Origin of the sequence: Halococcus thailandensis JCM 13552 (assembly GCF_000336715.1) — an archaeon.
GTDB lineage: Archaea > Halobacteriota > Halobacteria > Halobacteriales > Halococcaceae > Halococcus > Halococcus thailandensis.
Genome location: NZ_AOMF01000155.1, coordinates 106,211 through 122,492 on the forward strand (window position 1 = coordinate 106,211; position 16,282 = coordinate 122,492).

At 66.5% G+C, this 16,282-nt stretch carries 25 protein-coding genes; 13 read left to right on the forward strand and 12 right to left on the reverse strand.

Features of this window, described 5'->3' with window-relative positions:
• Positions 1–22: 22 nt before the first annotated feature.
• The 5 genes from C451_RS10500 to C451_RS10520 all read right to left on the reverse strand — a co-directional run bounded on the left by C451_RS10500 (position 23) and on the right by C451_RS10520 (position 3,401).
• Entirely contained in the window at positions 23–964 is a 942-nt protein-coding gene (locus C451_RS10500; RefSeq protein ID WP_007740383.1) for a cation diffusion facilitator family transporter, read from the reverse strand.
• 51 nt (positions 965–1,015) lie between these two features.
• On the reverse strand, positions 1,016–1,669 hold the full coding sequence (hisH, locus tag C451_RS10505; RefSeq protein ID WP_007740384.1) for an imidazole glycerol phosphate synthase subunit HisH: 654 nt from the start codon (positions 1,667–1,669) through the stop codon (positions 1,016–1,018).
• 132 nt (positions 1,670–1,801) lie between these two features.
• On the reverse strand, positions 1,802–2,386 hold the full coding sequence (locus tag C451_RS10510; protein ID WP_007740386.1) for a uracil-DNA glycosylase: 585 nt from the start codon (positions 2,384–2,386) through the stop codon (positions 1,802–1,804).
• 254 nt (positions 2,387–2,640) lie between these two features.
• Positions 2,641–3,225 (reverse strand): endonuclease dU, encoded by a 585-nt coding sequence (locus tag C451_RS10515; protein ID WP_007740387.1) that lies wholly within the window; start codon positions 3,223–3,225, stop codon positions 2,641–2,643.
• Positions 3,222–3,401, reverse strand: coding sequence for a DUF5786 family protein (locus C451_RS10520; RefSeq protein WP_007740388.1), 180 nt, complete (start codon positions 3,399–3,401; stop codon positions 3,222–3,224). Before C451_RS10520 ends, C451_RS10515 begins: the two co-directional genes overlap by 4 nt.
• A gap of 91 nt (positions 3,402–3,492) precedes the next feature.
• On the opposite strand from C451_RS10520, the gene C451_RS10525 reads away from it, so the two are divergent.
• Positions 3,493–4,101 carry an MBL fold metallo-hydrolase gene (locus C451_RS10525; RefSeq protein ID WP_007740389.1) on the forward strand — a complete coding sequence of 203 codons (609 nt, stop codon included), beginning with the start codon at positions 3,493–3,495 and terminating at the stop codon, positions 4,099–4,101.
• A gap of 7 nt (positions 4,102–4,108) precedes the next feature.
• On the opposite strand, the gene C451_RS10530 is transcribed toward C451_RS10525, so the two are convergent.
• Together C451_RS10530 and C451_RS10535 are read right to left on the reverse strand one after the other, a co-directional pair.
• Positions 4,109–4,480, reverse strand: coding sequence for a DoxX family protein (locus C451_RS10530; RefSeq protein ID WP_007740391.1), 372 nt, complete (start codon positions 4,478–4,480; stop codon positions 4,109–4,111).
• A gap of 121 nt (positions 4,481–4,601) precedes the next feature.
• Positions 4,602–5,849, reverse strand: coding sequence for an aminotransferase class V-fold PLP-dependent enzyme (locus C451_RS10535; RefSeq protein WP_007740393.1), 1,248 nt, complete (start codon positions 5,847–5,849; stop codon positions 4,602–4,604).
• A 209-nt stretch (positions 5,850–6,058) separates the two neighbouring features.
• Between C451_RS10535 and C451_RS10540 the strand changes: the two genes are divergently transcribed.
• The gene (locus C451_RS10540) at positions 6,059–6,274 is read left to right on the forward strand and encodes a hypothetical protein (protein WP_049913077.1); all 216 of its coding nucleotides are present in this window, start codon (positions 6,059–6,061) and stop codon (positions 6,272–6,274) included.
• 17 nt (positions 6,275–6,291) lie between these two features.
• On the opposite strand, the gene C451_RS22920 is transcribed toward C451_RS10540, so the two are convergent.
• Positions 6,292–6,435: a hypothetical protein gene (locus C451_RS22920; RefSeq protein ID WP_007740398.1), complete on the reverse strand. Its 144-nt coding sequence runs from the start codon at positions 6,433–6,435 to the stop codon at positions 6,292–6,294.
• A 109-nt stretch (positions 6,436–6,544) separates the two neighbouring features.
• On the opposite strand from C451_RS22920, the gene C451_RS10545 reads away from it, so the two are divergent.
• Complete coding sequence (locus C451_RS10545) at positions 6,545–6,829, forward strand: GYD domain-containing protein (RefSeq protein ID WP_004051835.1); 285 nt, start codon at positions 6,545–6,547, stop codon at positions 6,827–6,829.
• Between the two features lies 1 nt (position 6,830).
• Here C451_RS10545 and C451_RS10550 read toward each other — a convergent pair whose 3' ends face one another.
• Both C451_RS10550 and C451_RS10555 read right to left on the reverse strand, forming a co-directional pair.
• Entirely contained in the window at positions 6,831–7,124 is a 294-nt protein-coding gene (locus C451_RS10550) for a DUF424 domain-containing protein (RefSeq protein ID WP_007740402.1), read from the reverse strand.
• Positions 7,096–7,875, reverse strand: a complete 780-nt coding sequence (locus tag C451_RS10555; RefSeq protein ID WP_007740403.1) for a tetratricopeptide repeat protein — start codon at positions 7,873–7,875, stop codon at positions 7,096–7,098. Before C451_RS10555 ends, C451_RS10550 begins: the two co-directional genes overlap by 29 nt.
• 52 nt (positions 7,876–7,927) lie before the next feature.
• On the opposite strand from C451_RS10555, the gene thpR reads away from it, so the two are divergent.
• The 7 genes from thpR to C451_RS10590 all read left to right on the forward strand — a co-directional run bounded on the left by thpR (position 7,928) and on the right by C451_RS10590 (position 13,156).
• Positions 7,928–8,479 (forward strand): RNA 2',3'-cyclic phosphodiesterase, encoded by a 552-nt coding sequence (gene thpR, locus C451_RS10560; RefSeq protein ID WP_007740404.1) that lies wholly within the window; start codon positions 7,928–7,930, stop codon positions 8,477–8,479.
• A gap of 56 nt (positions 8,480–8,535) precedes the next feature.
• Positions 8,536–8,688, forward strand: coding sequence for a 50S ribosomal protein L39e (locus C451_RS10565; protein WP_004051839.1), 153 nt, complete (start codon positions 8,536–8,538; stop codon positions 8,686–8,688).
• On the forward strand, positions 8,685–8,963 hold the full coding sequence (locus tag C451_RS10570) for a 50S ribosomal protein L31e (protein ID WP_004051840.1): 279 nt from the start codon (positions 8,685–8,687) through the stop codon (positions 8,961–8,963). Before C451_RS10565 ends, C451_RS10570 begins: the two co-directional genes overlap by 4 nt.
• 1 nt (position 8,964) lies before the next feature.
• Positions 8,965–9,630, forward strand: coding sequence for a translation initiation factor IF-6 (locus C451_RS10575; RefSeq protein ID WP_007740405.1), 666 nt, complete (start codon positions 8,965–8,967; stop codon positions 9,628–9,630).
• A 112-nt stretch (positions 9,631–9,742) separates the two neighbouring features.
• Positions 9,743–10,216 (forward strand): prefoldin subunit alpha, encoded by a 474-nt coding sequence (pfdA, locus tag C451_RS10580; RefSeq protein ID WP_007740412.1) that lies wholly within the window; start codon positions 9,743–9,745, stop codon positions 10,214–10,216.
• 3 nt (positions 10,217–10,219) lie between these two features.
• On the forward strand, positions 10,220–11,668 hold the full coding sequence (gene ftsY, locus C451_RS10585) for a signal recognition particle-docking protein FtsY (protein WP_007740413.1): 1,449 nt from the start codon (positions 10,220–10,222) through the stop codon (positions 11,666–11,668).
• 90 nt (positions 11,669–11,758) lie between these two features.
• Positions 11,759–13,156, forward strand: a complete 1,398-nt coding sequence (locus C451_RS10590) for a signal recognition particle protein Srp54 (RefSeq protein ID WP_007740415.1) — start codon at positions 11,759–11,761, stop codon at positions 13,154–13,156.
• A gap of 46 nt (positions 13,157–13,202) precedes the next feature.
• Here C451_RS10590 and C451_RS10595 read toward each other — a convergent pair whose 3' ends face one another.
• Positions 13,203–13,538 carry a hypothetical protein gene (locus C451_RS10595; RefSeq protein WP_007740417.1) on the reverse strand — a complete coding sequence of 112 codons (336 nt, stop codon included), beginning with the start codon at positions 13,536–13,538 and terminating at the stop codon, positions 13,203–13,205.
• The gene (locus C451_RS10600; protein ID WP_007740419.1) at positions 13,535–13,891 is read right to left on the reverse strand and encodes a MarR family transcriptional regulator; all 357 of its coding nucleotides are present in this window, start codon (positions 13,889–13,891) and stop codon (positions 13,535–13,537) included. Before C451_RS10600 ends, C451_RS10595 begins: the two co-directional genes overlap by 4 nt.
• Before the next feature lie 110 nt (positions 13,892–14,001).
• Between C451_RS10600 and C451_RS10605 the strand changes: the two genes are divergently transcribed.
• The 3 genes from C451_RS10605 (at position 14,002) to C451_RS10615 (ending at position 16,260) form a co-directional block, all read left to right on the forward strand.
• On the forward strand, positions 14,002–14,586 hold the full coding sequence (locus C451_RS10605; protein WP_007740420.1) for a magnesium transporter: 585 nt from the start codon (positions 14,002–14,004) through the stop codon (positions 14,584–14,586).
• The gene (locus tag C451_RS10610) at positions 14,587–15,144 is read left to right on the forward strand and encodes a magnesium transporter (protein WP_007740421.1); all 558 of its coding nucleotides are present in this window, start codon (positions 14,587–14,589) and stop codon (positions 15,142–15,144) included.
• A gap of 141 nt (positions 15,145–15,285) precedes the next feature.
• Positions 15,286–16,260 carry a lamin tail domain-containing protein gene (locus C451_RS10615; protein WP_007740422.1) on the forward strand — a complete coding sequence of 325 codons (975 nt, stop codon included), beginning with the start codon at positions 15,286–15,288 and terminating at the stop codon, positions 16,258–16,260.
• The last annotated feature ends 22 nt before the right edge of the window (positions 16,261–16,282 follow it).

The following is a 16,282-nucleotide window of genomic DNA, read 5'->3' on the forward strand; positions in this document are numbered from 1 at the left end:
GAAGTGGTCTCGCGCGGCGTGCCTACACTTCGGGCTCGATATAGACCTTCTGTACCTGCGGGTTGGTCGCCACGAGCGCGTCCTCGATCTCGCTGATCCGCTCGTCGATCGACGTGGTATCGAAGCGGGGGTCGAACTCGACGTCGCCGGTCACGATGACCTCCTCGGGGCCGAAGTAGACGGTCCGGAAATCGACGACGGTGTCGACGCCGCTCCAGCCGGCGACGAGTTCGCGCAGTTCGCGCTCCTCGACTGCCGGCAGGCTCTCGCCGAGCAGGAGGCGCTTGTTCTCCCACGCGAGCGCGACCGCGAAGCCCATCAGGAGGAGGCCGATGAGCAGGGCGGCGACCGCGTCGTAGAGCGGGTTGCCCGTGATCCGACTGAGGAACACCCCGAACAGCGCCAGCCCCGCGCCGCTTATCGCGATGGTGTCCTCGGTCAGCGCCGTCAGCGTGGTCACGTCGCTCGTCTTCCGGAACGCTTCGCGAAAGCCGCTCCAGCCGTGATCGTCGATCTGGCGGCGCATCGCCGTGTAGGCTTTCTTCAGCGCGTAGCTCTCGAAGGCGATCGCACCGACGAGCACCGCGTAGTTGACCCAGACGCCGGGAAAGGTCACTCCCAGCAGGCTGACCGCACCCGTGCCCGGCGGGTGTGGATGGACGATCGCGTCGTAGCCGTGTTTCGCGCTCTCCCAGCCCGCGATGCCGAAGAGGAGCACCGAGACGAGGAAGCTATAGAAGAACTGTGCTTTCCCGTAGCCGAACGGATGCTCGCGGTTGGCCTCCTTCTCCCCGTACCGGATCCCGATGAGCAGGAAGATCTGGTTGCCGGTGTCCGAAATCGAGTGGTAGGTCTCGGAGAGCATCGCGGCGCTGCCGGTGAGGAGAAAGCCGGCGAATTTCAACACGGCGATGGCGGCGTTTGCGAGGAGAGCGGCGATGACGACGGATCTGCTTTCTGCCATTGCCCGTCCTGCTCGCGCCGTTCGCAAAGGACTTTCTACGCGACCGGCGGGCTACTCGGCACAGAGCGCCACGAAGTTCCGCAGGATTCGAAGCCCGGTCTCGCCGCTCTTCTCGGGGTGGAACTGCGTGCCGAAGACGGTACCCGACTCGTCGGCGACGATGCTCGGGAACCGTGTCCTGTACTCGGTGCTGGCGACGGTCGCATCCTCGTCGTCTGGCGCTGCGTAGTAGGAGTGGACGAAGTATGCGTACTCTCCATCTACACCGTCGACGAGCGGGTGGTCACGCTCGACGGCGAGTTCGTTCCAGCCCATGTGGGGAACCTTCAGGTCGCCGGTGAACCGCCGGTTGCGACCGGGGATCAGATCGAGCCCTTCGACCTCGCCCTCGCCGGCGCGGTCGGCCTCCTCGCTCGTAGTCAGCAGCATCTGCATGCCGAGACAGATGCCGAACACCGGTGTGCCGTCGTCCGCCGCCTCCAGCAGCGCCTCACGATATGGGCCGGCGTTCTCGACACCCTCGCGGAACGCGCCGACCCCCGGGAGAACGATCCCGTCGGCGGCCGTGAATTCGGCGGGGTCGTCGGTCACATCCACGCTGGCCCCGGCGCGTTCGAGGCCCCGCGTCACGCTCCGGAGGTTGCCGAGCCCGTAGTCGACGACGGCCACCGACGCCGTCGTCTGCTGGGCGTGTCCCGTGCTCATACGAGCCGCACGCACCGCGCTGGCAAAGCGGTTTGGTATCGGGAATATCACACCGATCCACCGCCGCTCAGCGCCCCGAACCCGTCCGTTTCGGGGTCTGATATCGTGATCGGTGAACTACGACAGTTCGGATCAGAACCCGCCGAGGCGCGACTGGCCATCGCCCTCGCCCGCGCCGACGACGCTGGCAGCCGTGGCGATCGTCTCGGTGAACGTCTCCTTCTGCGAGGCGTCGTAGAGCGACGCCGCCGGATGGACGCAGACGAGCACCCGCTGTGGCGTTCCGTCGATGCGGGCCTCCTCGATGGAACCTGCCTCCTCCGTCACGCGCGCGTCGCGCCCGAGCAGGTGTTCGGTCGGCACCTTTCCGAGTGTGACGACGAGTTCGGGATCGGCGGTCGTGATCTCCTGCTCCAGGAACTCCCGGCAGTTCGCGAGTTCGTCGGCGTGGGGATCGCGGTTGTCGGGCGGGTGACAGCGCACGCAGTTCGTGATGCGGATGTCCTCCCGACCGAGCCCCGCGTCGCGCAGCGCGTCGTCGAGGACCGTCCCGCTCCGACCGATGAACGGCTCGCCGGTCTCGTCCTCGTTCTCGCCCGGCCCCTCGCCGACGAACAGCAGTTCGGCGTCGTCCGGTCCGTCGCCGTTGACGATGCGGCTCCGCGACTCACAGAGTGCAGGACAGCGCTCGCAGGAATCGACCTCCAGCCCGTCCATATGGCCCGTTTCGCTCACATACAGGGTGGGACTCGACGGGTCTTAACCGTCCGGCTTTGGTTGCTCGGCATCCCCTTCCCTTCGACTGCGGTCGGCGCGCGAATATTGTGCGAGGGATGAGTGAGCGACCGGAGGGAGTGAGCGAATCGGTTGGGGAGGCGTGTGGACGGTGCGGGGCGGTTGCGGTCTCTCATTGTCGTCTGCATTCGCGGTTCTCGTGCGGTTTCGAGATAGGGGGTATGAATAAATCCGAATCAGCCGTCGCTATCGCTTCCCGATCCGTCCGTCGTCCAGGAATCCCCGGCACGGGCGGCCAGTCGGGCGACCCGCAGCGGCTCGGGCCGGCCGCCCTCGGGTGTGAATCCTCGAACGATCGCTTCGGCATCGCCCCCATCGATCCCGACGCTTCTGACGAACAGCGACTCGTCGTTGACCGAGCATCGATGGCGCGGCGGCTGTGCACGATACGTGTCGAGTCGGGTCGCGAGCGCATCGCCGGAAAACTCCGATCGAAGTGCTGACTCCAGACCCGGACTCTCCTCGAAGGAGAGCGAGAGCACGGGCATCTCCGTCGCGTCGTGAAGATGCTTGAGGTCGAGAATGTTGTACCACGCGGGCGCGATGCCCGAGACGAAGAGATAGCTCACGTCCGCACGGTCAAGGCGGTCGTGGAGGGCGACGATGGCCTCGGTGGCGTCGGTGCCGCCGACGGTACAGGAGCCGAGCACGAACCCGTCGACGACCCGACTGGCCTTGACGACCGCGCCGGCAAGCGTGCTCCGGCCGCGTTCGCCCCGGTAGGATTCGGCGATCCCGAGCGCGCGCGTCCCGGCCTTCACTCCTCTTTGATGTCTTCGAGTTTGTCGAGCAGCTCGTCGTTCGATGTGTCGAACTCGAAGCTTACCTCGCCAGCGTGCGCTTCTTCCTCGGTTTTGAGCCCGTCCTCGTCGTCCTCGAAGTCGGTGTCGTACTCCTGGTTCCCCTGTTCGGATTCATCGTAGCTCCCAAAGCCCATACGTGGACTACGGGAAGGCAACGGAAAAATCGTTTGTCAGGTTTCAGTCGTTTTTCGGCAGCCTCAAAACGCTCGCTCCCCCACGATCGCCATGGCCGTCCACACCGTCACGGAGGGCGCAGAGACGTTCACGGCGAACGTCTATCTCGTCACGGGCGAGCGCACAGTGCTGATCGACGCCGGAACGATGCCCGGCGTCGAGGACGTCGTCGCCGAGCACACCGACGAGCTCGATGCCGTCGTCCTCACGCATCAGCACGGTGATCACGTCGGCGAACTCGACGCCGTGCTCGATCGCTTCGATGCCGACCTGCTCGCCTACGGCGATCACCCACGACGAACGCAGGCAATCGACGACGGCGACACCGTCGCCATCGGCGACGGGCAGTTCGACGTGATCCACACGCCGGGTCACGCCGACGACCATGTCTCGCTGGTCTCCGAGGACACGATCTTCTCCGGCGACGTCGTGGTCCACGACGACGGCGCGTTCGACGACGGCAGTTTCGGCCGCACGGACAGCCCTGGCCAGTCCAGAGACGTGCTCATCGAGAGCATCGAGCGGATCCTCGACCGACTACCCGAGAGCGTCGAACGGATGTACGCCGGTCACGGCGACGAGTTCCACGGCGACGTGCGCGCGGTGATCGAGCGGGCGCTCGAACGCGCCGAGCGCCGCGAACCGAAATACTCCGACTAAAAACGACTCAGTTCTCTTCGGGGCCGCGCCCGAGGAAGAAGAGCGCGCCGCCGAGCATCGCGGTGTTCTTCAGGAAGTGGATCAGCTGGCTATCGCGCTCCTCCTCGTCCATGTTCCAGAAGTCGTGCATCGTCGGCGTGACGCCGACGAGAAACGCCGCGATCGCGCCGCCCGCGAGACGCGGCGCGCGCCCGAGAGCGGTGGCGATGCCGCCGAACAGGAGCATGACGCTCGACAGCGGCACGAGGCGGTCGGCCGCCGGCACGCCCTTCGAATCGGCGTAGGCGCTCATCCCCTCGATATCGCGCAGGTTGTCGATCGCCGTGTAGGCGAGCACGCCGCCGAACAGCGCGCGCCCGAGCGTTTCGAGTCGTCCCATCAGCGGATCGCCTCCCGCGACTGTTCGTCGTGTCGAGCCGCGAACGCAGTAGTCGATATCACGATACAGTCGTTCGGTGCGGGACTCACATAGCCCTTGCCAAACGCGCCGAACCCGCCGATCAGGCGAACAGCTCGCGCGCCTCGTCGATGGCGGCGATCAGCTCGTCGACCTCCTCTTTCGTGTTGTAGAGATAGAACGACGCGCGTGCTGAGGCCGCCGTTCCCAGGACGTCGTGCAGCGGTTGCGTACAGTGATCGCCCGGCCGGATCGCCACGGCGTGATCGTTCATGATCGACGCGAGGTCGTGGGCGTGGACGCCGTCGAGGTTGAACGAGACGAGCCCCGCGCGCTCGTCGGCCGGCGGCCCGTAGATCTCGATGTCGTCGAACGACTCTAATCTCTCCATCGCGTATTCGACGAGCTCGCGCTCGTGGCGTTCGATGCGGTCGAGACCGACGTCGTCGAGGTAGTCGGCGGCCTCGGCGAGCGCGATCCCCTCGGCGATCGGCGGCGTGCCGGCCTCGAACTTCTCGGGCACATCCGCCCACGTCGTGCGGTCGAACTCCACCTTGCGAACCATCCCGCCGCCGTACATGAACGGCTCCATCGCCGCCAGCAGCTCTTTCTTGCCGTAGAGCCCGCCGATGCCGGTCGGTCCGCACATCTTGTGGCCCGAGAAGGCGTAGAAATCCACGTCCAGCTCCTCGACGTCGACGGAGTGGTGGGGGACGGCCTGTGCGCCGTCGGCGAAGATGAAGCTGTCGTGCTCGTGGGCGAGATCGGCGAGCTCGGCGATGGGATTCACCGTTCCGAGCGTGTTCGAGACGTGTGCCACGGAGACCATCTCCGTGTTCGGCCCGATGATCTCGCGTGCGTGCTCCATGTCGAGGCGGCCCATCTCGTCGACCTCGATGAAGTTCACGTTGGCTCCCGTCCGTTTGGCGATCTGCTGCCACGTGACCAGCGAGGAGTGGTGTTCCATCTCCGTGAGCACGACCTCGTCGCCGGGGTCGAGTTCGCGCAGTCCCCACGCGAAGGCCACGAGGTTCTCGCTCTCGGTCGTGTTCTTCGTGAAAACCATCTCCTCGCGCCCGCCAGAGGCCCCGACGAACTCCGCGAGGCGGTCGTGGGCGTTCTCGTAGGCCAGCGAGGCCTCCTGGCTCAGATGGTGGATCCCCCGGTGGACGTTCGCGTTCGTCCCCCGGTAGTAGTCGCTCATCGCGTCGACGACGCGGTCGGGTGTCTGGCTCGTGGCGGCGTTGTCGAGGTAGACGACGCGCTGGCCGTCGCCGACGTCGCGTTCGAGGATCGGGAACTCGTCCCTGATGCGCTCGATATCGAGCGGCTCCTCGGATCGAGTGCTCATTGGCGATCCGTAGGAACCGAACGGCCAACACTCCTTCGGTCAGTCGCTCGCTCGACGACCTCTCAACCGATGCCGAGTCCAGATCCGGTGGGCGCGCATTCACGAACCTGTTGGCGTGGTCGATCGGCTCGGTTGCCCGGTCGGACGTGACGGACGTGTCACTGGCGAACGGAAAGAGTGTAGTGGGCGCGGCCCCATTCACCGTTTGTATGGTGCGTGATGCCAGGGAGCCATACGGGGCTGGGGAGCTTCGCTTCGAGCAGACGCCGTCGCTCGATCCGCTCGTGCGGCGGTGTCCGGAGGCCGGCGACGGGGAACGCCACGACCTCTCGACGGCGACCGATACGAACTGTGCCGACGGTCGTCGTGTGCTCGTCGCACGAACCAAGTGTAGCTGCGGCTGGGAGGACGAACGGCTCGTCTGAGAGGAGGGGTCCGTTCGTCAGAGTCGCCGCGACATCACGAACAACCCCACGACGAGCAGTCCGATCCCCCAGTAGAGCGAGTCGTACGGCGCGAGCTTCAACAGCAGCGTGACCACGCCGGAGGTGAACAGCGACCAGCCGATGGTCGACGAGTAGCTCATGCGAACCACTGTGGCGCGACACGGATACGATCACGGCCGGCACCGGCAAGCGAATCGGCCCGTGATCGACGGCCGAAATCCCTTTACTGCGTGCCCGCCGAACGCTCTCATGCAGACGTGGCTATCGCTGGTCGAGGCCGACGGAGCGGAGTTTCAGGACCTCCAAGAGCTCGCTTCGCTGTGGGGTGACATCAATCTCGAAGTCGAGGAGCTCGACGCCGAGATGATCGACACCTACGCGCTGCTCGGCCGGTTCGACTTCCTCCTGGTCTTCGAGGCTCCCGACCGCGATACGGTGTTCGAGCTCTCGCTGGCCGCCGAGCGCCATGGGCTCGACATGACGACGATGGAGGGCGTGCCGATCGAACATTTCGGCCACCTGATCGACGAGTAGCTCAGCCGAGCCGGACGAGCTGGGCGTGAGTCGTCCCGCCCACGTCGAGGACGTTCGTCTCCTCGACGAAGCCGTGTTCGACCGCGAGATCCACGGATCGAGCGCCGACGATGTTCGCCACGCGAGCACGGGCGAGGCTCGCCACGACGCGCTCCTCGTCGGCGGGTTCGCCGTCGTAGAACTCTTCGGTGACCTCGAAGGTCACGCCGTCGTTCTCGAAGCTCTCGCCGAGCACGTCGTCGTCGCAGACGGCGACGAGCCGTCCTTCAGCTGTTTCGCGCTCGTTGACGATCACGGACGAGTTCCTCCTCGGCCTCCTCGCGCATTTCTCTGGCCTCTTCGGCGACCTCCTCGGCACGCTCGTCCTCGCCGACCTCTTCGAGCGCGCGAGCCTTCTCCTCCAGCACCTCGGCGTTGCGGAAGCCGAGCCGGAGCGCGTTGTCGAAGCTGTCGAGCGCGTCCTCGGCGAGCCCGCGTTCGAGCAGGAAGAAGCCGCGGTTGTACCAGCCCTGCCCGAAGCGCTGGTCGCGCTCGACGGCGCGCTCGGCGTGTTCGAGCGCCTGCTCGCTGCGCCCGCTCTCCCAGAGCGCGTACGCCAGATTGGTCTCGGCGCTGGCGGTGTGGTCGGGATCGGCGTCGATGTCGAGCGCCTCCCGGTAGGCCCCGATGGCGGCGTCGTACTCCTCCAGTTCGGCGTGGGCCGCGCCCTTGTTCACCCGAGCCTCCTGTTCGACGCGGTCGTCGTCGGCGAACTGGGCGGCGCGCTCGAAGGTTTCGGTGGCCTGTTCGTACCGGTTGATCTCGATATAGCTCAGTCCCACCTCGACGAGCTCCTCGACGTCGACGTCCTCGGTGCCGAGCTGGCGCTCGTCGAGCAGTTCTGTCAGGACGCGGGAGTCGATCGGGTCGACCTCGCTCGGGTCGACGGAAAGCTCGGGCGGGTCGAGATCGAACCCGTCGGGATCGTCGAACCCCTCGCCCTCGGAGAAGGGATGGTCGTCTTGCCCGTGGCCCGCGTCACGATCGCGCGGGTCGTCGTCGGTCATGGCCTCCCTATGTGACGACCGTGATTAAGACCTGTGGCCTCCTCGTTCCACCATGCGCCTGTTCGTCAGCGTCGATCTCGCGGGGTTCGATACCGAAATCGAGCGCATCCAGGACCGATTCGCCGACGCGAGCGGCGTCAGACGCACCGATCCCGAAAGCGTCCACGTCACGCTGAAGTTCCTCGGCGACGTGGACGACGAGCGCGTCCCGACCCTCACCGACGCGCTCGAAACGGCGATCGACGGGGCAGGCGTCGATCCCTTCACCACCGAATTCGGCGGCCTCGGTGCGTTCCCGAGCGAGGAGTACATCCGCGTGCTCTGGATCGGCGTCCGCGAGGGTGGCGACGAACTGACCCGGCTGCACGAGGCGATCGAGGAGCGGACCACCGAGATGGGTTTCGACCCGGAAGACCACGAGTTCACACCGCACGCGACGATCGCGCGGATGGATCACGCCGGCGGGAAAGAGCACGTCCAGCGCGTGCTTCGCGAGGACGATCCCACGATTGGAGCCCGCGAGATCGAGGCGGTCGAACTGACCGAGAGCGTTCTCACGGACGACGGAGCCGACTACACCACCGTCGAGCGGTTCGCGTTGTGACCGATCGGCGGACAGAAGGACAAGGATTTAAGCGCCGCGGCGGAAACGAACCCACCATGAGCAAGAACTCGAAGGCGAAGAAGAAACGCCTCGGGAAACTCGAACGACAGAACTCCCGCGTGCCGGCGTGGGTCATCATGAAAACCGACCGCGACACGATGCGCAACCCCAAACGGCGCAACTGGCGGCGGAGCGACACGGACGAATGAGCGCCGAGGACTTCGAGGAGCGCGTCGTCACCGTGCCGCTCCGCAAGGTGAAGGCGGGCGCGAACCACGAAGGTGCCGATAGAGCGATGACGCTCATCCGCGAGCATCTCGCCCAGCACTTCAAGGCCGATCCCGACACCGTTCGCCTCGACCCCTCGATCAACGAGGCGGTCTGGGCACGCGGGCGCTCGAACCCGCCGAGCAAGCTTCGCGTGCGCGCGGCCCGCTTCGAGGAGGAGGGCGAGCGCGTCGTCGAAGCCGAGCACGCCGAATAACGTGCTCCGCGCGGCCTTTTCCGGTTCCTCGTACGTCGGCGTCTTCGCCCGTGCGACCGACCACTGCGTGCTCGTCAGACCCGACATCGAGGAGTCGTTCCTCGACGAACTCACCGACGAGCTCGACGTGCCCGCCGTGAAGACGACGATCGCCGGCTCCGGCACAGTGGGTGCGCTCGTCGCCGGCAACGCGAACGGGCTGCTCGCGACCGATCGCATCACGTCGACCGAGCGCGAGCGCATCGCCGACGTCGTCGATCTCCCGGTCGCGACGCTGCCCGGCCGGATCAACGCCGCCGGCAACGTCGTGCTGGCAAACGACGAGGGTGCCTACGTCCATCCCGACCTCCCGGACGAGGCCGTCGAGGCGGTCGGCGACCATCTCGACGTGCCGGTCGAGCAGGGGATGCTCGCGGGCGTCCGTACCGTGGGGACGGCGGCGGTCGCCACCGATCGCGGCGTGCTCTGTCATCCGCAGGCGACCGACGAGGAGCTCGACTTTCTGGAGGAGCTGCTCGGCGTGCCGGCGGACATCGGGACCGTGAACTACGGCGCGCCGCTCGTCGGCTCGGGGCTGCTCGCGAACGCGGCGGGTTACGTCGCCGGCGAGGAGTGTACGGGGCCGGAGCTCGGCCGCATCGAGGACGCGCTCGGCTACATCGACTGAGAGCGCCGACAGAGGACAACATACTTCCGGCGCGCTCACCCAGCGGGGATATGGATACGTTCGTCACTGACAGCGAGACGCATAGTCGAGTGTACCGCACGGAGGCAGGCCGATGAGTCTGGGTGGTGGCGGCGGTGGCGGCCAGCTCGAACAGCTCTCGCAGGAGCTCGATGCTCTCGAACGCCAAAAGGAGGCGATGGAGGACGAGATCGAGGAGTTCCGCGAGGAGCAGCAGGAGATCGACGAGGCGACCGAGGCGCTCGAAAACCTCGACAGCGGCGCGACGGTGCAGGTGCCCCTCGGCGGCGACGCCTACGTTCGTGCAGAGGTCCAGAACGTCGACGAGACGGTCGTGAGCCTCGGCGGTGGCTACGCGGCCGAGCGCGACGAGGAGGGGGCGATCGAGACGCTCGAACATAAGCGCGACGCGCTCGACGACCGCATCGAGGAGGTCGACGACGAGATCACGGAGATCGAGAGCGAGCGCGACCAGCTCGAACAGCAGGCCCAGCAGCTCCAGCAGCAGCAGATGCAGCAGCTCCAGGGCCAGATGGGTGGGCTGGGAGAGGAATCGGACGACGAGTAGGCGATGTTCGACGGACTCAAAGACCGACTCAGCAGTTTTCGCCGCGACGCCGAGGAGGAGATCGACGAGGCGGCCGCCGATATCGAGGACGAGGAGAGCGTCGAAGAGTCGGATGCGGCCGCCGAGACCGCCGACCCCGTTCCCGAGAGCGATGCCGACACGGTCGGGGACACCGAACCCGACGAGGCTGGCGATCCGGCCGCCGAACCCGAAACGACCGATTCTCCGTCGGCGGAGCCCGAAGCGTCTGTCGAACCCGAAACCCCGGTCGAATCCGACGGATCGGACGAACTCGACACACCGACGGAACCCGACACGCCGGTCGACGAGTCGGTCGGTAGTGAACCGGACGGTAGCGAGTCGACGGAATCCGAGACGGCGGTCGAACCCGAGACGGCCGAACCGTCGATCGATGAGACCGAGACAGTAGGGACGGACGAAGCGGATGACGTCGGCGAAACGGAAGCCGAGCCAGAGGCTGCGGACGAGCGCGAACCAACCAGGCTGCGTCGCCCGTCACCGTCGGCGGCCGACGAGACCGAAGACGAGGGTGACGACTCGCTTGGACTCGGAACGCGCGCGAAGCTGTTCGCCACCGGCCAGTCGCTCATCGAGGCCGCCGAACTGGAGGAGCCGCTGTTCGAGCTGGAGATGGCGCTGCTCGAAAGCGACGTCGAGATGAGCGTCACCGAGGCGATCCTCGACCGCCTGCGCGAGGAACTCACCGGCGCGACGCGTGCGCAGGTGAAGGGTACGGGACTGGTCGTCGAGGAGGCGCTCGCGGAGGCGCTCCGCGAGGTCATCTCGGTCGGCCAGTTCGACTTCGAGCAGCGGATCGTCGCGGCCGACAAACCCGTGACGATCGTCTTCACCGGCGTCAACGGCGTCGGTAAGACCACGACGATCGCCAAACTCGCGCGCTATTTCGAGGAGCGCGGGCTCTCGACCGTGCTCGCGAACGGCGACACCTATCGCGCGGGCGCGAACCAGCAACTCGGCGAACACGCCGAGAACCTCGACAAGGAGTATATCACCCACGAACAAGGATCCGACCCGGCGGCCGTGCTCTACGACGCCGTCGAGTACGCCGAGGCCCACGACATCGACGTGGTGCTCGGCGATACGGCGGGTCGGCTCCACACCTCGAACGACCTGATGGCCCAGCTGGAGAAGATCGACCGCGTCGTCGATCCCGACATGACGCTGTTCGTCGACGAGGCAGTCGCGGGTCAGGACGCGACGAACCGCGCCAGCGAGTTCGACGACGCCGCGACGATCGACGGCGCGATCCTCGCGAAGGCCGACGCCGACTCGCAGGGTGGCGCGGCCATCTCGATCGCGCACGTCACCGGCAAACCCATCCTCTTTTTGGGCACCGGCCAGGGCTACGATGATCTCGCACGGTTCGACCCCGACGTGCTCGTCGATCGGCTGCTCGGTGACGAGGAGTAGCGAAATTTCGTTCGAGTTGCACTCGTGACTCTCCCTGAAATACTGGCTGTCCAGAAGGCCTTTAACCGCTACACGGCCTAATCCCGCCAAATGGTACTCGACGATCTCGGGAGTTCCCTGCGGGGCACTCTCGACCGACTGCAAGGAAAGACGCGCCTCGACGAGGAGGACGTCGAGGAGGTCGTCCGGGAGATCCAGCGCTCGCTGATCCAGGCCGATGTCGAGATCGACCTCGTGATGGAACTCTCCGACGAGATCGAGCGACGTGCGCTCGAGGAGGAGCCGCCGGGCGGGACGACGGCCCGGGATTTCGTCCTCCGGATCGTCTACGAGGAGATGGTCGATCTCGTCGGCGACAGCACCGAGCTCCCGCTGGAATCACAGACGATCCTCCTCGCCGGGCTCCAGGGGTCGGGGAAGACGACCACGGCGGCCAAGATGGCCTGGTGGTTCTCGAAGAAAGGCCTTCGTCCTGCGATCATCCAGACCGACACCTTCCGTCCGGGTGCGTACGATCAGGCCGAGGAGATGGCCAGTCGCGCCGAGGTCAGCTTCTACGGCGATCCGGACAACGACGATCCGGTCGAGATCGCCCGCGAGGGGCTCGCCGCCACCGAGGAGGCCGACGTCCACATCGTCGATACGGCGGGTCGCCACGCGCTGGAGGAGGGGCTTATCGACGAGATCGAGGCGATCGATGCGACCGTCGATCCGGATCGCAGACTGCTCGTGATGGACGCGGCGATCGGGCAGGGTGCGAAGGATCAGGCCCAGCGCTTCGAGGAGGCCATCGGCGTCGATGGCGTCGTGATCACGAAACTCGACGGGACGGCGAAGGGTGGCGGGGCGCTCACCGCGGTCAACGAGACCGACTCGTCGATCGCGTTCCTCGGGACGGGCGAGACGGTTCAGGACGTCGAGCGCTTCGAACCGAACGGCTTCATCTCCCGGCTACTTGGGATGGGCGATCTCAAGCAGCTCGCCGAGCGCGTCGAGCGCGCGATGGAGACCGGCGACGAGGAGGAAGACTGGGACCCAGAGGACATCATGTCCGGCCAGTTCACGCTCAAGGACATGCGCCACCAGATGAACGCGATGAACAAGATGGGGCCGCTCGATCAGGTGCTCGACATGATCCCCGGGCTCGGCGGCGGGATCAAGGATCAACTGCCCGACGACGCGATGGACGTCACGCAGGATCGAATGCGGAGCTTCGAGGTCGTCATGGACTCGATGACCGAGAAGGAGCTCGAAAACCCCCGTTCCGTGGGCGCGAACCAGGTCCGCCGCGTCGCCCGCGGCTCCGGCCAGCCCGAGGAGCGCGTCCAGGAACTGCTCGAACAACACCGGATGATGGAGCGCACCCTCAAACAGTTCCAGGGAATGGGCGATGCCGACATGCAGCGGATGATGAAGCGCATGGAAGGCGAAGGCGGTGGCGGGATGGGCGGCATGGGTGGAATGGGCGGCGGTGGCGGCCCGTTCTGAGAGCACGAAACGACGAATTTTCACCGACACCGATGCTTCTGGCGGACTATTCGTCGGGTTCGATATACGCCAGCAGCTGCTCGACGGTTCTGGTGACGATGGCAGCGTCGAGACGCCCCTGTCGGTGAGTGACGTCCGCCCGTTGTGGCGAGTGAATCGCCCACGGGAGCACGTAGCTCCGTTTCGGTGTTCCGCCGTCGATCCAATCGGCCTCTCGAATCGGGATGGCCGCGTCGTGGCCGCTCGTCGAGAGCGCGACCGCCATATGCTGTTCGTCGCCGAACGGATGCATTTCGTCGTTCAACACGAGCCACGGACGACCGGCGGCTCCGTCCTTGAACGGGTCGTCGCTCCATACGACATCGCCGCGCTCGACACTCATTCGGTCGTTCCGTCCTCGGCGGCGTATGCCAACCACTCGTCGCGGTCCTCGCTGCCGTGGCGCTCGTCGAGTGCTTTGGTGATGCGGTGGAGCGCCATCGCTCCCGTTAGCCGCTCCTCATCGTCGGTGATCGCCCAGTACTGCCCGCGGTGGCGAACTAGTTCGCGGTCGTGGAGTCGACTCAGAACCGGACCGATCGATCCGCGCTTGACACCCGTTCGGTTGCTGATCTCCGATTGTGTCCACGCGCGATCGTCGTGGCTGGCGAGAAAGCTGACGACCCGTTCGGCGTTGGTCGGCCGGTTGAGGGCGTCCCCATCCCCGTCCTCGAAACGCTCGATGTCTATCGACATGTCTGTACTACGTGTCTTATTGTAATAGATGTATTGGCGTACTAGTGGTATCCGAATCATTGCCGTCGGATGGGGACCGATTTTTACCGGTGGCGGCGCTCGACACGCCAATGAGCGTCGTCGAGGTCGCGCGCGAGGCCTACCGCGAAGCGCTGCCGGCGCTGTCGGTGAGCCTCGTCGCCGGGCTTCTCTCGGGGGTCGTTCTCGGCGGGATGCAGGACGAACTCCGGGTCGTCAGTGGACTGCTCATGCTCGTGCCGGCGTTTCTGGCCACGCGGGGCAACGTCTTCGGCTCCTTCGGCGCGCGGTTGGCGACCGCGCTCCATCAGGGGCTCATCGAACCGCGGGTGCGCGGTGGCGACGAGCGCCTTCGGTCGGCAGTCACGGCCGCTCTCGTGAACGCGCTGCTCGTGAGCGTCTTCGCCGCCGTCGCCACGTATTTCGTGCTGACGCTGCTCGGACTGCCCCACGCCTCGCTGCTCACGCTCGTTGCGATCGCCACCATCGCGGGCGCGCTCTCCGGTGCCGTTCTGGCGACGGCGGTCGTGGTGGTGGTCTTTGCGGGCTACCGGCGCGGCTACAACCCCGACACCATCGTGGGGCCGGTCGTGACGACCACCGGCGACGTCTTCGGACTCCTCTTTCTCCTCCTGGCCGTCCGGGTCGTCCTCGCGCTGCTCGGAGGTGGCGGCTGAGTGGCGACCGAGTGGTCGGTACGGGCGATCACGCGCGCAATGCTGCCGATCCTCTTCGTGCTCACGCTCGTCGAACTCGGGAGCGGTCTCGTGCTCGACTCGTTCGAGGCAACCCTGCTCCAGTTCCCCTCGCTGCTCGTGCTCGTGCCCGTCACCATCGGCACCGCCGGCAACCTCGGGAGCGTGCTCGCCGCGCGACTCTCGACGGCCCTCCATCTGGGACGACTCTCCTTCGAGCCCGACGACGAGGTGCTCGCGGGCAACGCCGTCGCGACCATCGCCCTCTCGTTCACCGTCTTTCCGGCCGTGGGTGCCGGTGCGTGGGCGCTGTCGGCGCTCGTCGCCGAAACCCAGCTCGCGCTCGCGACGGTCCTGCTGGTCGCGACGGCCAGCGGCGCGATCCTGGCCGTGCTCGCCGTTCTCGTCACCGTCGTGGCGACCTACGCCGCCTACCGGTTCGGGCTCGATCCCGACGACGTGGTGATCCCCGTCGTGACGAACGTCTCGGACGTGCTCGGGGTCGTCGTTCTGTTCGTCGTCGTCCAGATCGTCGTCTGATCCGTCGGATAGCGCTGGCCGAGAATCTGTAACACGAAAAACAGCTCGCTGTAGTGGGTTCTTGGAATCGTATCTTCACGCATTTCTGTCCGACAGTGAGCATGACGGCGGATTTAGGGCCCTGGCCACGCTCGGTGACACATGGATCGCCGCGTGTGGCTGCTCGTCGGCTGTCTCGTCCTCGCCGGCTGCATGGCCACCGGGCCGGGGGCCGACGGATCGCCGAACGCCACCGCGACGACGCCGGCGCCCGATACCCCCACCGCGAGCGCGGGTGTCGATGTGGAGTTCTCGACGAAGACGACGCACTCCGGGCTTCGGGCGACCGTCACGCACGTCGTCGACGGCGATACACTCGACGTCAGATATCCCAACGGAACCACGGACACGGTCCGGCTGCGCGGCGTCGACACGCCGGAGGTCCACGTCCCCACGAACCCGAGCGAATTCGAGGGCGTGCCCGACAGCGACGCCGGCGCGACGTGTCTCGGCGACGCGGGCGACGAGGCGAGCGCCTTCACGACACGAGCGGTCGCTGGCGAGACGGTGCAGCTAGTGGGGATCGACGGACGCGGGCGCTACGATCGGCTGCTGGCGTTCGTCCGCCACGACGGCCACCGTCTCAACTACCGGCTCGTCGCGACGGGCCACGCGCGGGTCTACGACGATCAGTTCGAGGGCCGTGAGCAGTTCTCCCGGGCGGAGACGCGCGCTCGACGGAACGGGACGGCTCTCTGGGCGTGTGCGAACGAGCCGTCGGCGACACCGCCCGGGTCCGACGACGGCCCGCTCGCGATCGCCGCGATCGCCGCCGACGCATCGGGCAACGACAACGCGAACCTCGACGAGGAGACCGTCACCCTCGAAAACAGCGGGTCGACCCCGATCGCCCTCGACGGGTGGACGGTCAGCGACGAAGCGGATCACACCTACTCGTTCTCGAGCGAGGCCACCCTCGCTGCCGGTGCGAGTCTCACGCTGCACACGGGTCAGGGGACCGACACGGACACCGACCGCTACTGGGGAGCGACGAGCGCCGTCTGGAACAACGACGGCGACACCGTGATCGTCGAGAACGCGAGCGGCACGGTCGTCGCGCGGCGTTCGTACGGTTGAGCGCAGCACTCAACCGGCTGGC